This is a genomic window from Streptomyces sp. NPDC091292, assembly GCF_044757265.1.
GTDB lineage: Bacteria > Actinomycetota > Actinomycetes > Streptomycetales > Streptomycetaceae > Streptomyces.
The window spans coordinates 140,340-153,348 of record NZ_JBIVUQ010000007.1 but is presented as its reverse complement, the minus strand read 5'-3'; the positions used below and the strand labels follow the sequence as shown (position 1 = coordinate 153,348).

The following is a 13,009-nucleotide window of genomic DNA, read 5'->3' as shown; positions in this document are numbered from 1 at the left end:
CGGATGCGGGCGCTGAAAAGGACCGATCCGGAGGCCATCGGCGGACACCGGCTCCTCGCGCGGCTCGGCGCGGGCGGCATGGGCGTGGTGTATCTGGCACGGTCGGAGGGCGGCGCCCTTGTCGCGCTGAAGTCGATCCGCCCCGAGTACGCGGCCGACCCCGGCTTCCGGGCCCGGTTCCGCCGCGAGGTCGACGTGGCGCGGCGGCTCACGGGCCGCTGGGTGGTGCCGGTGACGGCCGCCGACGCGGACGCCCGCGCGCCCTGGCTGGCCACCGGTTTCGTGTCGGGACCCGCGCTGGGCGAGGCCGTCGCCGAACTGGGCCCGTTCTCGTACGGGACGGTCCGGGCGCTCGGGGTGCGGCTCGCGCGGGCGCTCGCCGAGGTGCACGCGGCCGGTCTGGTCCACCGGGACGTCAAACCGGGCAATGTGCTGCTCGCCCTGGACGGGCCGCGCCTCATCGACTTCGGTATCGCGCGCGCCGCCGACGCGACCGCGCTGACCGCGACGGACGCCGTGATCGGCACCCCCGGCTACCTCGCGCCCGAACAGGCCAGGTCCCGGGGCGCGGGCGGCGAGGTCGGGCCGCCGAGCGACGTGTTCGCGCTGGGCTGCGTCCTGGCGTACGCGGCGACGGGCCACCGCCCGTTCGGGACCGGCGCGGCGGCGGCCGTCCTGTTCCGCACGGTCCACGAGGAACCCGATCTGACGGGGGTGCCGGACGGACTGCGCCCGATGCTGGAGCGGTGCCTCGCGAAGGACCCGGCGGACCGGCCCACCGCCGCTCAACTCGCCGCCGAATGGGGCCCGTTGACGGACGGCTCCGAGTGGCTGCCGCCGGGCCTCACCGCGCTGATCGCCGAGCGCGCGTCCCGCGTCCTGGACCTCCCGGAACCGGAACCCCGCACCCCGCCCACCCTGGTCGCCGACACCGACACCCCACCTCCCGTCGGCCGCCGCAGCTTCCTGACGCTGGCGTCGGCCGCCGGAGTGGTCGCGGTCGGCGGCGGCACGGCGGCCTGGTTCGCGGCGCGAGGCGGAGGCGATGGGGGCGGCGCGGGTGCGGCAGGGGACCTCCCCGAGTGCGTCATCGGCCTGCACGGCGACCTCACCGGCCCCGGCAAGGCGGCGGGCCGCGCCCAGGAGCGGGGCGCGCGGCTCGCGGTCGCCGCGTACAACGCGCGGCGGGACCGGAAAGTACGGCTGACGCTGCGCGTCGAGGACGACCGGGGCGATGCGGAGCGGGCGGTGAAGGTCGCCGAGGAGTTCGGCGCGGACGAGAAGGTGTACGCGGTCGTCGGCCCGACATCGGACGCCACGGCGCTCGCGGCGAGGGTGCCGTACAAGAAGGCGCAGCTACCGATGCTGACGGTCTGGGCGGGGGACCCGTACCTCTACCAGAACACCTATCCGATTGTCTTCCAACTGCGCCCGCCCCGCCCGTCCTTGGGCGGCCCGACCAACCGGTTCCTCACCCGCGTCAGGCGCTCCGCACGCACGGCCGTCCTGGACGACCTCACAGACGAGCCCGCGAGCTGGCAGCTCGCGAAGGTCGTGTCGGACACGCCGCCGTCGGGCGGCACCGTGTCCGTGCACCGCGTCGACGCGGGCAGCGGCGCCTTCGGGAAGGCGGTCGCCGACGCGATCGGGGAGCGGGCGCAGGGCCTGCTGTTCTGCGGCACCTCGCCCCGGCGGGCCGCGCTGTGCGCGAAGGCGGTGCGGGATGCCGGGTTTCGCGGCGGCTGCGTGGCGACCCAGCCGGTGATGGTGCCGGAGTTCTTCGACGAGGCGGGGGACGCGGCGGAGGGCTGGGCGTTCGGCACGACCCTCTGCGACCCGGAGAAGCTGCCCGGCGCCAAGGGCTTCGTCACCGCGTACCGCGCCGCCTACGGCGCCGACCCGATCGGGCTCGGGACCGCCGAGTCGTACGACGCCGTGGGCCTGGCGGCGGCGGGTCTCGGCACGCTCGCGGCACCGGAACGCGGCGCCCTGACCACGGCGTTGAGGGCACACTCGTACAAGGGTGCCACCCGCACGTACGACTTCTTCCCGGGCAACGGCTCGGTGACCGAGACGACGGGCCTGTATCTGTGGCGGGCGGAGGACGGGAAGGCGCGGTTTTTGGGGCGGTTCATGGACGTCAAGGCGTAGGCAGGGTCAGGCGAGGTCAGTCGGGTCAGGAGGGGGACAGGGTGGTACGGGTGGCTCGGGGGTCCATGGCGGAGCTGATCAGACGGCGGCGACGCGTCCGCTTCGTCGGCCGCCAGGGCGAACGCGCCGCGTTCCAGGAGAACTTCACCTTCCCGCCCGAGGACGACCGGCACCGCTTCCTCTTCCACGTCCACGGCAACGCGGGCGTCGGCAAGACCTTCCTCGTCCGCGAGATGGAACAGCTCGCCCGGGAGCGCGGCGCGCTGACCGCGTACGTGGACGAGGGCGTCGGCAGCGTGCCCGAGACGCTGGCCGCGATCAGCGCCCAATGCGCCCAGCAGGGCCATCCGTTGAAGGCGCTCGACAAGCTGCTCGCGACCTACCGGCAGCGCCGCCACGAGGCGGAGTCGGCCGCCGTGCCCGACACGGGCGCGGACGGCGCGGGACCGTCGACCGGCAGCATGGTGGCCGCGCGGGCCGGGCTGACCGGGCTCGGCATGGTGCCGGTCGTCGGCGCGTTCGCGGGCGCGCTCGACCCGGGCGAGCTGGCACAGGGCGCGGACCGGCTGCGGACGGTGCTCAGCGCCCGGTTCCGCAATCAGGAGGACGTCCAACTGGTCCTCGCCCCCGACCGCGCCCTCACCCCGGTGTTCGCTTCGGAGCTGGAGGACAAGGACGTCCCGTGGATCGTCCTGTTCTTCGACACCTACGAGCGGACGGCCCCCTTCCTCGACGGCTGGCTGCGCGATCTGATGCTGACCGAGCAGTACGGCGCGTTGCCCGCGCATGTCGTAGTCGTCCTCGCCGGACAGCGGCCCTTCGACGAGGTGCGATGGGGTGGCGGCGGCCTGCCGGAGTTCGTCGCCGATCTGCCGCTGGAGCCGTTCAGCGAGTCCGAGAGCCGGGACTTCCTCGCCACCAAGGGCGTCACCGACGAGTCCGTGGTCGCCGAGGTGCTGCGCCTGTCGGGCGGCCTCCCGGTCCTGGTCTCCACCCTCGCCGAGAACCAGCCGACCGACCGCGCGGACGTCGGCGACCCCAGCACGACCGCCGTCGAACGCTTCCTGAAGTGGGAGCAGGACCCGGTACGCAGGGCCGCCGCCCTGGCCTGCGCGATACCGCGCCGCCTGGACGAGGACGTGGTCCGCGCCGCCGTGGACGCATCGCCCGACGAGACCGGGGCGCTGTACGGGTGGCTGTGCGGCCTGCCGTTCGTACGGGACCGGGGCCGGGGGGTCCAGTATCACGACGTCGTACGGGCGCCGATGCTGCGCCTCCAACGGAACCGCTCCCGCCGGGACCTCGCGGTCCGGCATGCCCGCCTCGCGGAGACGTTCGGGGGGTGGCGCGATGAGGCGGCCGAGGGGATCGACCCGGACGAGGTGTGGGGGCACGAACAGTGGCGCGAACAGCGGTTGGAGGAGACGTATCACTTGGTGTGCGCGCGGCCGGTCGCCGCGCTGCCGGGGGCGCTGGCGGACGTGGTCATGGCCTGCCGCGAGGGCGCGGTCGTGGGCCGTCGGTGGGCCCGGATGCTGGCGGATGCGGGGGAGGATACGGAGACGGAGGCGGTACGGGGGTGGGGGCGGGGACTCACGGGGGCGCTCGCGGGGGACTCGGCGGGGGTGATGGGGGCGCTGGATCTGCTCCTTGCGCGTCCCGGGCTCGACGTCGCCGGGCGGGCCCTGGCGCACGCGGCGCGCGGCCGGGAACTGCGGAACTCCGGCGAGTACGCGCGGGCAATCACTGAGTACGAACAGGCGCTCGCCCTCGATCCGGAGCTGGTCCGCGCCCACTACGGGCTCGGCGCGACCCGGCAGGCGCTCGGCGACCACGACACGGCGCTCACGGACCTGCTCCGCGCGGACGCACTCGCCCCCGACTCGTCGTGGATCGTCTACGAGCTGGGCGAGACCTGTCGGCTCGCGGGCCGTTTCGAGGACGCCGTCAGGTACTTCGGGCGGGCCGGCGCTGGATCCGACGGACGCCAGAAGACGTGGGCGACGACAGGTGGCAGTGGGTGCTGCCGGTGACCTTGATCCTGGGCGGATAGTTGATCAGGAGGCGGGCGTGATCGCGTTCGCCGTAAGATTTTAGCTGTGCAACTCCGTTACAACTACCGGGCCTACCCGGACGCCTCCCAGCGCCGCGCGCTGGCAAGTGCGTTCGGCTGCGCCCGCGTGGTGTGGAACGACTGCCTGCGCGACCGCAAAGAAGCGCACGCGGCAGGGCTGCCGTACGTGAAGTCGGCAGACCTGTCCCGGCTTCGCATCACCCAGGCCAAGCGCACCGAGGAACGCGCGTGGCTCGCTGACGTGTCAGCCGTCGTCCTACAACAGTCCCTTCGGGACCTCGACACCGCCTACAAGAACTTCTTCGACTCGATCGAGGGCAAGCGCCAGGGCCGCAAGGTCGGCCCTCCCCGCTACAAGTCGAAGAAGGACACCCGGCAGTCGATCCGCCTCAACACCAACGCCTTCTCCCTCCAGGACGACGGCACGGTGTACGTGGCCAAGGTCGGCAGCCTCAAGGTCAAGTGGTCCCGGCGGCTGCCGGCCGCGCCCACGTCCCTGACCGTCACCAAGGACTGCTCCGGCCGGTACTTCCTCAGCTTCGTCGTGGACACCGAGCCGGACATCCTCCCCGCGCTGGAGGCGGAGTGCGGTATCGACCTCGGCCTGTGCACGTTCGCGGTCCTGTCCGACGGTCGGAAGATCGCCAGCCCCCGCTTCCTGCGCCGGGCAGAGAAGAAGCTCAAACGCCTCCACCGGGAGCTGTCCCGCAAGACAGAGGGTTCGAAGAACCGGGCCAAGGCTCGCATCAAGGTCGCACGCCAGCACGCCAGAGTGGCGGACAGACGCCGGGACTGGCACCACAAGGCATCCACACAGATCATCCGCGACAGCCAAGCGGTGTACGTGGAAGACCTCGCGGTGTCCGGCCTCGGCCGTACCCGGCTCGCCAAGTCCGTGTACGACGCGGGATGGTCCGCGTTCGTCGGCATGCTGGAGTACAAGGCGGTCAAGCACGGCCGCACCTTCGCCAAGGTGCACCGCGCTTTCCCGTCCTCCCAGATCTGCTCGGCCTGCGGATTCCGGGACGGGCCCAAGCCCCTGCACGTCCGGGAATGGACGTGCGGGGGGTGCGGTACCGCGCACGATCGCGATCACAACGCTGCTCGCAACGTCCTGTTCGAAGGACGCCGTATCGTCGCCGCCGGACGGGCGGAGACGCTAAACGCCTCGTGGAGCGCCGGTAAGACCAGGACGAAAGCCCTGGCACAGCGCGTTGAAGCAGGAAGCCGCCGGAAGGGTCGGACGACCCGGGCCGGAGCCCCTGGACTTTAGGCCAGGGAGCACGTCAAAGTGCTGCTGCGCGGACAGGACACCAGGACGGTAGGGAGGGAGAGGCCGGTGAGTGCGGTTGCCACCGCCGTCTGGGGCCGGGTCGAACAGCAGGACTTCCGTAGCCGGGTGCGCGGCACTCTGCTCGGGCTCGCCCTCGGTGACGCCCTGGGCGCGCCCGTCGCCGCGCTCGACCTCGCCGCGATCCGCGCGGAGCACGGCGCCGAGGGGATCACCGACCTCGCGCCGGCCCACGGGCGGCGCGGCGCCGTGACGGCCGCGACCCAGCTCACCCTCTTCACCGTGGACGGTCTGATAAGGGCCCAGGTGCGGCGCGACACCGGCGCCTGGCATCCGCCGACCGATCTGCACCGCGCCTATCTGCGATGGGCGGCGACCCAGCGCGACTGGGGGCCCGACGAGCGCCGCAAGGACGACGGCTGGCTGGCCCGCGAGGAGTGGCTGTACGTACGCCGTGACCCGCCGCGCGCCTGTCTGATCGGCTTCGGCGACGACGTCATGGGCACCGTGGAGGCGCCCAAGAACCCCGGTGAGCGTTCGGTCGCCGCCACCGTGCGGTCCGCGCCGTTCGGGCTGCTCGTCGGCTGGGAGCCGGGGCTCGTCGCCCAACTCGCCGTCGAGTGCGCCGCGCAGACCCACGGGCACCCCACCGGGTACCTGGCGGCGGGCGCCTTCGCCGTGATCGTGCACGCGCTGGCCCGGGGCGACAGCCTCGACGGTGCCGTGCAACGGGCCCTCGCGCAGTTCGCCGCCCGGCCGGGGCACGAACCGGTCACCGAGGGGCTGCAACGTGCCCTGGGTGCCGTACGGCAGGGGATGCCGTCGCCTTCGCGGGTCGAGGAGCTGGCCGGGGACGGGGACGCGGCGGGGGTCCTCTCGGCGGCCGTGTACTGCTCACTCGTCGGTGAGGACATTCGGCACGGGTTGTGTCTGGCGGTGAATCAGGGTGGGGATTCCGGGGGTGCGGGGGCGCTGACCGGGGCGTTGCTCGGGGCGCTGCACGGGGAGACCGCCCTTCCTCCCGGGTGGTTGGCGGAGGTGGAAGGGCGGCCGACGCTTCTTTCGCTGGCCGATGATTTCGCTATGGAGATGACGCAGGGCGCTGCGCTGCATGGGCCGGGGGGTTCGGCGCCCGGGTGGCTTGCCCGGTACCCAAGAGGCTGACGGCACTTGGGGGAGGGAGGTGCCCACCCGTTCCTCCCCCAGTACCGGCAGGTTCAGTCCTTGGTGCCGATCGTCCCGTCCTGCGATGCCGCCGGAGCCGGGATCGCCGCCGAAGCCGCGCCCGCGCCCCCGCCGTCGTCATCCGTGTTGATCGTTTCGATCAGGGCGTCGCGTTCCGGGGTGTCCTCCGGCTTCACGAAGCCGATCACGATGTAGAGGATCAAGGAGACGGCGAGCGGGATGGAGACCTGGTACTCCAGGGGTACGCCGCCCTCGACGCTCCAGTTGATCGGGTAGTTGACCAGCCAGAACGCCAGCAGACCCATGCTCCAGCTGGTGAGCGCGGCCGTCGGGCCGGACTTGCGGAAGGTGCGGAGCAGACCGAGCATCATCGGGATGGCGATCGGTCCCATCAGACCGGCGACCCATTTGATGACGACGGTGATGATGTCCTTGAACGTGGGCGAGTTGACCTGGGTGGCGACCGCCATGGACAGGCCGAGGAAGACGACCGTGGTGAGCCGGGCCGCGAGCAGCCCCGAACGGTCGCTCCAGGCGCGGGCCTGCTTCGACAGGACCGGTGCCACGTCCCGGGTGAAGACCGCCGCGATGGCGTTGGCGTCGGACGAGCACATGGCCATGGTGTGCGAGAAGAATCCGACGATGACGAGTCCGAGCAGCCCGTGCGGCAGGAGTTGTTCGGTCATCAGGGCGTAGCTGTCGGAGCCGTCCGGCTTCTGCGCGTCGACCAGGAGCGGTGACATCCACATCGGGAAGAAGAGGACGAGTGGCCAGACCAGCCACAGGATCGCGGAGAGCCGGGCGGAGCGGGTGGCCTCGCGCGGGGTCGCGGTCGCCATGTAGCGCTGGGCCTGGTTGAGCATGCCGCCGTTGTACTCGAACAGCTTGATGAAGAGGAACGCGAGCAGGAAGATCGTGCCGTACGGGCCGACCAGTGGTTTGCCGTGGCCCTGGAGCGCGGGCTCGTCCCAGACGCCGAAGAAGCCGCCGTGGTCCCCGAGCTTGCCGACGACCGCGACGAACATGGCGATACCGGCGAGGAGCTGGATGATGAACTGGCCGAGTTCGGTGAGCGCGTCCGCCCACAGGCCGCCGATGGTGCAGTAGATCGCGGTGATCACACCGGTGATGAGGATGCCCTGGTTGAGGGAGATACCGGTGAACACGGAGAGCAGGGTGGCGATGGCGGCCCACTTGGCGCCGACGTCCACGATCTTGAGGAGCATCCCGGACCAGGCGAGCGCCTGCTGGGTCTTGAGGTTGTAGCGGTTCTTCAGGTATTCGAGCGGTGACGCCACGTGGAGCCGGCCGCGCAGCCGGTTGATCCTCGGGGCGAACAGCTTCGAGCCGATGGCGATGCCGAGCGCGATCGGGAACGACCAGGTGACGAAGGACGTCACGCCGTAGGTGTACGCGATGCCGGCGTACCCGGTGAACATCACGGCGCTGTAGCCGGACATGTGGTGGGAGATGCCCGAGAGCCACCACGGCATCTTGCCGCCGGCCGTGAAGAAGTCGCTGACGTTGTCGACGCGTTTGTGGGACCAGATGCCGATGGCCACCATCACGCCGAAGTAGCCGATGAGCACGGCCCAGTCGAGACTGTTCATGTGCCCCCTCCAGGGGTCCGCCTTGTGAACTTCCACGTACTGAGGAGCGCTTCGCCAGGACGTCCATGGGGCGGCGCCCCCGTGCGGGAGCGGGGACTTCCGGGATTGAACCGCTGCCAAAGGGGCCCGGTCAAGACCTTTCAGGGTCATGGATATGAACGTGGATCAGTAAGGCGAACGATTTTACTGTCTCTTGACCTGCGTGCCGGTTGTCGCATACATGGCGGCGACCACACGATGAGCGGGCACTTCGCCAGACGGATCCACCCGGGAAACACGACGGACGGCCGCACGGGATGCGGGTCCCGTACGGCCGAGAGAGGGGGTGAGCAAGTACCAGTTCGGATGGGCGGGTTCAGGTCACCGCATGAGTTCACCGGCGTTCACGAGCAGCGACTGCCCGGTGATGGCGCGGGCCCGGTCCGACGCCAGGAACACCGCCGCGTCCGCCACATCCCCGTCGGTGGCCAGCTCCGGCAGCGCCATCCGCTCCGTGAGCCGCCGCAGTACGTCGTCCTCCGACACCCCCTCGGTGTGCGCGGTGAACTTGACGTACGCCTCGACCGGAGGCCCCCACATCCAGCCCGGCAGCACCGTGTTGACGCGGATCCTGTGCGGGCCCAGTTCGCGCGCCAGCGAGTACATCGCCGAGGTCAGCGCCCCCTTCGACGCCGCGTACGCCGCCTGCCACACCTGTGAGGGCGCGGCCACCGCCGACTGCGTACCGACGATGACGACCGAGCCACCCCGCTCCTTGAGCCCCGGCAGACAGGCCCGGGTCATCCGCAGCGTCCCCAGCAGGTTCACGTCGATGACCCCCTGCCAGGTGGTGAAGTCCGCGTCCTGGAGGCCGCCGAAGTAGCTGTCCCAGGCGGCCACATGGACCACCGCGTCGACCCCGCCGAACCGCTCGCGCGCCAGCGCGGCCAGCGCGTCGCACTGCGCCTCGTCCGTGATGTCCGTGGAGCGGTACGCGGTCTGCGCGCCGGACGGGTCGATCGCCGCGGCCGACTTGACGAGATTCGCCTCGGTACGCGCCCCGAGGACGCAGTTCCCGCCGTCCCGTACGACGGCGGCGGCGACCTGATGGCCGAGCCCGGCCCCGACGCCCGACACCACGACGGTCTTCCCCTGGAGCAGCATCCGGTCGCCTCCCGGCTCTGGCAGATTTTCTGACGGGGCGTCAGAGTAGGTCTCCGCGCCGGAGGACGGAAGGGGAACGGCATGAGCGAGGAGACCCGCGAGGAGACCCGCAGCGAGGTCTACGCGGAGCTGGCCGCGGTCGGCCCGTACGGGGTGCGCCCCGGGCACGCCCTGATCACCATGGTCGAACCGCACCCGGGCCACGAGTACGCCTACAACCGCTGGTACGAGGACGACCACTACTACGCGGGCGCGATGGCGATGCCCTGGATGTTCGCGGGTCGCCGCTGGGTCGCGACGCGGGAGCTGCAAGAGCTGCGCTCACCGGAGGATTCGGCGGTCGCCCGGCCGACCACCGCCGGCTGCTATCTGTCCACGTACTGGATCACCGAGGGCCGCTACGACGACCACATGAAGTGGACCGTCGGCATCAACAAGCGGCTCAACCGGGACGGCCGGGTCTACCAGGACCGTACGCACGTCTTCACGTCGTTCCAGGACCACGAGGCGACCGTCTACCGGGACGGCGCCGCCGGCCCCCGGGACCTGCACGCCCTCGACCACCCCTACGCGGGCCTGGTCGTCGAAGTCGTGGACGCCGACGGGCCCGACGAGCGGGCCGCCCTGCTGGAGTGGCTGCGGTCACGGCATCTGCCGAAGCGGCTGGCCGGTTCGCCCGCCGCGATGGTGACCGTCTTCCGGCCGACACCGCTGCCCGGCGACCGGATGACGTACGTGAAGCAGGTCGAGGGCGTGGACACCCGGCTGACACTGCTGTGGTTCCTGGAGGCCGACCCGCGCACCTGCTGGGAGCCCTTCGGGCAGGAGGGCGACCTGGTACGGGAGTCCGGGCACGGCCGGGTCGAACTGCTGGCGCCGTTCATTCCGACGGTCCCTGGCACGGACCGTTACGTCGATCAACTCCGCTGAATCACGGAGCGGACACCCGGGCTCACGCCGAGCCCCCTCGGCCGGGACGGCGGACCAGTCGAGAGGGCTCTGTCGGTGATGCCTATGCGATTGTTCTGCGGTGTTTCGTACTGCATCAGGCGAGGGTGAACGACCCTCGGCCGACCTCGTTCACGAAGGAGTTCCAGGAATCGGGTGCGAAGCCGATGGCGGGGCCGTCGGTGACCTTCGAGTCCCGTACGGCGATTGCGTGCAGAAGGGGGGACTTGACCTCAACGCATGCGCCGTTTCCCGTGGAATACGAAGACTTGACCCACGTATCCGTAGCGCCCTGCTGAATTGCCATGTTCACTCCGGTTCAGCCAGTTGTCGAGTTACTGACACCGCTTTCGGCGGCCAAGCCTCGGCGGTCGTGCCACCGTTGGTACCTGATGACGTGATCGACGCTACTCGCCCGCATCGACGGGGGAAGTGGCCATTCACTCGACTGGATGGCATATTCCACGCGGGTCTTCCGCTCCGCTGGGCGGACGGTGTACTGTGCCGCGCCCCTTGCCGGACAAGGGAGTTGGATCACCGGCCGATCCCGGATGATCAGCGCGCGTAATCCTTGGCGATCTCCGAGATGAACTGGCGCGACTGATCCACATTCAGCGCCTGGGCCCGCAGATGCTCGTACATCACGCTGTATCGCTGGACGTCATTCGCTTTCTCCAGATAGAGATCGCTCGTGACTCCCTCGATGTAGACGACGCTGGAATCGGCCGCGTCGGGAAACTCCAGAATCGCGTACTGCCCGTTCAGTCCGGGATGCGCGCCCATGTCGAACGGAATCACCTGGACCGTCACATGCGGAAGCTGCGACTGCTCCACCAGGAATTCCAACTGGTCCCGCATCAGCCCCCGGTTGCCGACCACACGGCGCAGCGCGGCCTCGTCGAGCACGGTCCACAGGCGCAGCGGGTTCTCGGGCGCCGCGATCCGTTCCTGGCGGCGCAGCCGTACCTGGACCCGCTTGTCGATGTCCGTCGACGGGGTCTCCGGCAGCGCGCCCGCGATCAGCGCCTCGGCGTACGGGCGGGTCTGCAACAGCCCGGGGACGACCTGCGGGTCGTACACGCGCAGCGAGGCCGCGTCGGTCTCCAGACCGATGTAGACGCTGTACGGGATGTCGCCGAAGGAGTGCCACCAGCCCTGCTGGCGTGAGTCCTTGGCCATCTGCATCAGGGAGTCGACGATGCGGTGGTCCTCGACCTCGTAGACCCCGCACAGATCCCGGACGTCGCGCTGGCTGATGCTGCGGCGGCCGTTCTCCAGGCGGCTGATCTTCGACTGCGAGACGAGCAGCCGGTCGGCGACCTCCTCGGCCGTCATGCCCTTCAGCTCTCGGAGCCGGCGCAGCTCCTGCCCCAAACGGCGTCGCCTGACGGTGGGATTGACGTTGGACGCCACGGACGTGCACCTCCGGCTGCTGGCCCGCGACCACCGGCTTGTGATCGCGCTGGCAACTATGCGTATCTGCTGTTGAGCAGACTGCCACCATGGAGGATTGTGGCGCTGGGAAACGGTGGGATATGTGTGCGGGAGCGCTCTGCGGGGCGGGGGGTCCGTGGCATCGTCCCGATGCCTACGGGCTCTCCGCCCCGCGGGTTTGCGGCTCCCGGGTCTTTTGTCCGGGTGGTGCGGGCTGTTGGTGAACTGGCGGCCCGGTGTGGCTGGGTGCGCCCCGCGGCGGAGCCGCAAATGTCACAGTCCCGCGCCCCTAGGGGGTGGGGTGCTGGCGCGCCCCGGTGGGTGAACTGGCGGCCGGTGGGGGCTGGTCGCGCAGTTCCCCGCGCCCCTTTAGCGGGGCGCGTTCGCGCCCCTCAGTGATCAGTGCGCTGCTGCTCTGGCCATTGGGCTTCGGCGTGGTTGCATTGATACCTGGCCCGGGGGCGCGGCCTGGTTGGTTCGGCGGGGCGGGGCCGCCGCGCCGTTTTGGACGTCCATCACGGCGTGTGCCACTAGTCCGCCCATGGGGTCGTGTCGTATGAGGTCCCGTAGCCGGGATCGCGACGACCGCCCCTCGTTGCCGGGGTACAGATGCTTGCCGAGTCCGACCGCGTGGGCCAGTGCGGCGAGCGCCGCGGTCCGCGGGTCCGGTGGTACGCCGGTGCGGATCGCGCTGTCCAGCCGGGACCTGATCTCCCGGCTGATGGCCGTGTCCGTCGCCTGGTAGCGAGTCGTCGGCAGCACCCCGCACATCTGTCCCGCCACGGCATGCACCATGCCGCACCGCTCCAGATGCGAGAGATACGTTTGGCGCAGCCCCAGTCGGGGCCCGCCGATCCAGTGGACCGCGCGTACCGGTGCGCCACGCCTTCGCAGCAGCTCCAGTGCGCAGTCGAGTGTCGGATCTCCGGTCGGCCGTGGTACGACCACGGCGATACGATCCCCGTCAGGGGCTATCCGTCCGGCCAGCGCCAGCTCCACTAGCTGTGCTCCGGCCAGACCGAGGTCGAGCGACTGCGGCTGCGCTGTGGTACCCGTGGTCGGGTCCAGAGCGAGCAACAGAAGCTCCTCCGGAATTGTTCTGCGGCTCCTGCCCATCCATGCCTCCCCGCGTGGATGTCTGACAGGGTGACCCCTCTCACATTGGTCTGTCGA

At 70.6% G+C, this 13,009-nt stretch carries 10 protein-coding genes; 5 read left to right on the top strand and 5 right to left on the bottom strand.

Annotated elements, in window-relative coordinates; translation table 11 throughout:
• Window positions 1-3 precede the first annotated feature (3 nt).
• From ACIQNU_RS20965 to ACIQNU_RS20950, 4 genes are all read left to right on the top strand, one after another.
• Window positions 4-2,151, top strand: coding sequence for a bifunctional serine/threonine-protein kinase/ABC transporter substrate-binding protein (locus tag ACIQNU_RS20965; RefSeq protein ID WP_401368393.1), 2,148 nt, complete (start codon window positions 4-6; stop codon window positions 2,149-2,151).
• 65 nt (window positions 2,152-2,216) lie between these two features.
• Window positions 2,217-4,184: a tetratricopeptide repeat protein gene (locus tag ACIQNU_RS20960; protein ID WP_401368391.1), complete on the top strand. Its 1,968-nt coding sequence runs from the start codon at window positions 2,217-2,219 to the stop codon at window positions 4,182-4,184.
• 66 nt (window positions 4,185-4,250) lie between these two features.
• Entirely contained in the window at window positions 4,251-5,498 is a 1,248-nt protein-coding gene (locus ACIQNU_RS20955) for an RNA-guided endonuclease InsQ/TnpB family protein (RefSeq protein WP_401368388.1), read from the top strand.
• Window positions 5,499-5,564: 66 nt separating this feature from the next.
• Entirely contained in the window at window positions 5,565-6,680 is a 1,116-nt protein-coding gene (locus tag ACIQNU_RS20950; RefSeq protein ID WP_401368385.1) for an ADP-ribosylglycohydrolase family protein, read from the top strand.
• Window positions 6,681-6,733: 53 nt separating this feature from the next.
• Here the strand turns inward: ACIQNU_RS20950 and ACIQNU_RS20945 are convergent, their stop codons facing one another.
• Both ACIQNU_RS20945 and ACIQNU_RS20940 read right to left on the bottom strand, forming a co-directional pair.
• On the bottom strand, window positions 6,734-8,311 hold the full coding sequence (locus tag ACIQNU_RS20945) for a sodium:solute symporter family protein (RefSeq protein ID WP_401368382.1): 1,578 nt from the start codon (window positions 8,309-8,311) through the stop codon (window positions 6,734-6,736).
• Window positions 8,312-8,671: 360 nt separating this feature from the next.
• Entirely contained in the window at window positions 8,672-9,454 is a 783-nt protein-coding gene (locus ACIQNU_RS20940; protein WP_401368379.1) for an SDR family oxidoreductase, read from the bottom strand.
• A gap of 81 nt (window positions 9,455-9,535) precedes the next feature.
• Between ACIQNU_RS20940 and ACIQNU_RS20935 the strand changes: the two genes are divergently transcribed.
• Window positions 9,536-10,384 (top strand): hypothetical protein, encoded by an 849-nt coding sequence (locus ACIQNU_RS20935; RefSeq protein ID WP_401368376.1) that lies wholly within the window; start codon window positions 9,536-9,538, stop codon window positions 10,382-10,384.
• A gap of 115 nt (window positions 10,385-10,499) precedes the next feature.
• Here the strand turns inward: ACIQNU_RS20935 and ACIQNU_RS20930 are convergent, their stop codons facing one another.
• The 3 genes from ACIQNU_RS20930 to ACIQNU_RS20920 all read right to left on the bottom strand — a co-directional run bounded on the left by ACIQNU_RS20930 (window position 10,500) and on the right by ACIQNU_RS20920 (window position 12,952).
• The gene (locus ACIQNU_RS20930; RefSeq protein ID WP_401368373.1) at window positions 10,500-10,709 is read right to left on the bottom strand and encodes a DUF397 domain-containing protein; all 210 of its coding nucleotides are present in this window, start codon (window positions 10,707-10,709) and stop codon (window positions 10,500-10,502) included.
• Between the two features lie 248 nt (window positions 10,710-10,957).
• Window positions 10,958-11,815 carry a helix-turn-helix domain-containing protein gene (locus tag ACIQNU_RS20925; RefSeq protein WP_401368370.1) on the bottom strand — a complete coding sequence of 286 codons (858 nt, stop codon included), beginning with the start codon at window positions 11,813-11,815 and terminating at the stop codon, window positions 10,958-10,960.
• A gap of 420 nt (window positions 11,816-12,235) precedes the next feature.
• Window positions 12,236-12,952 carry a GPP34 family phosphoprotein gene (locus ACIQNU_RS20920; protein ID WP_401368367.1) on the bottom strand — a complete coding sequence of 239 codons (717 nt, stop codon included), beginning with the start codon at window positions 12,950-12,952 and terminating at the stop codon, window positions 12,236-12,238.
• Window positions 12,953-13,009 lie beyond the last annotated feature (57 nt).

What these genes read in the sequence shown, in the direction of transcription:
- ACIQNU_RS20965 (WP_401368393.1), top strand. Translation starts at nt 4, where the DNA reads ATGCGGGCGCTGAAAAGGACCGATCCGGAGGCCATCGGCGGACACCGG.
- ACIQNU_RS20945 (WP_401368382.1), bottom strand. Translation starts at nt 8,311, where the DNA reads ATGAACAGTCTCGACTGGGCCGTGCTCATCGGCTACTTCGGCGTGATG.
- ACIQNU_RS20920 (WP_401368367.1), bottom strand. Translation starts at nt 12,952, where the DNA reads ATGGGCAGGAGCCGCAGAACAATTCCGGAGGAGCTTCTGTTGCTCGCT.
- ACIQNU_RS20930 (WP_401368373.1), bottom strand. Translation starts at nt 10,709, where the DNA reads ATGGCAATTCAGCAGGGCGCTACGGATACGTGGGTCAAGTCTTCGTAT.
- ACIQNU_RS20935 (WP_401368376.1), top strand. Translation starts at nt 9,536, where the DNA reads ATGAGCGAGGAGACCCGCGAGGAGACCCGCAGCGAGGTCTACGCGGAG.
- ACIQNU_RS20940 (WP_401368379.1), bottom strand. Translation starts at nt 9,454, where the DNA reads ATGCTGCTCCAGGGGAAGACCGTCGTGGTGTCGGGCGTCGGGGCCGGG.
- ACIQNU_RS20960 (WP_401368391.1), top strand. Translation starts at nt 2,217, where the DNA reads ATGGCGGAGCTGATCAGACGGCGGCGACGCGTCCGCTTCGTCGGCCGC.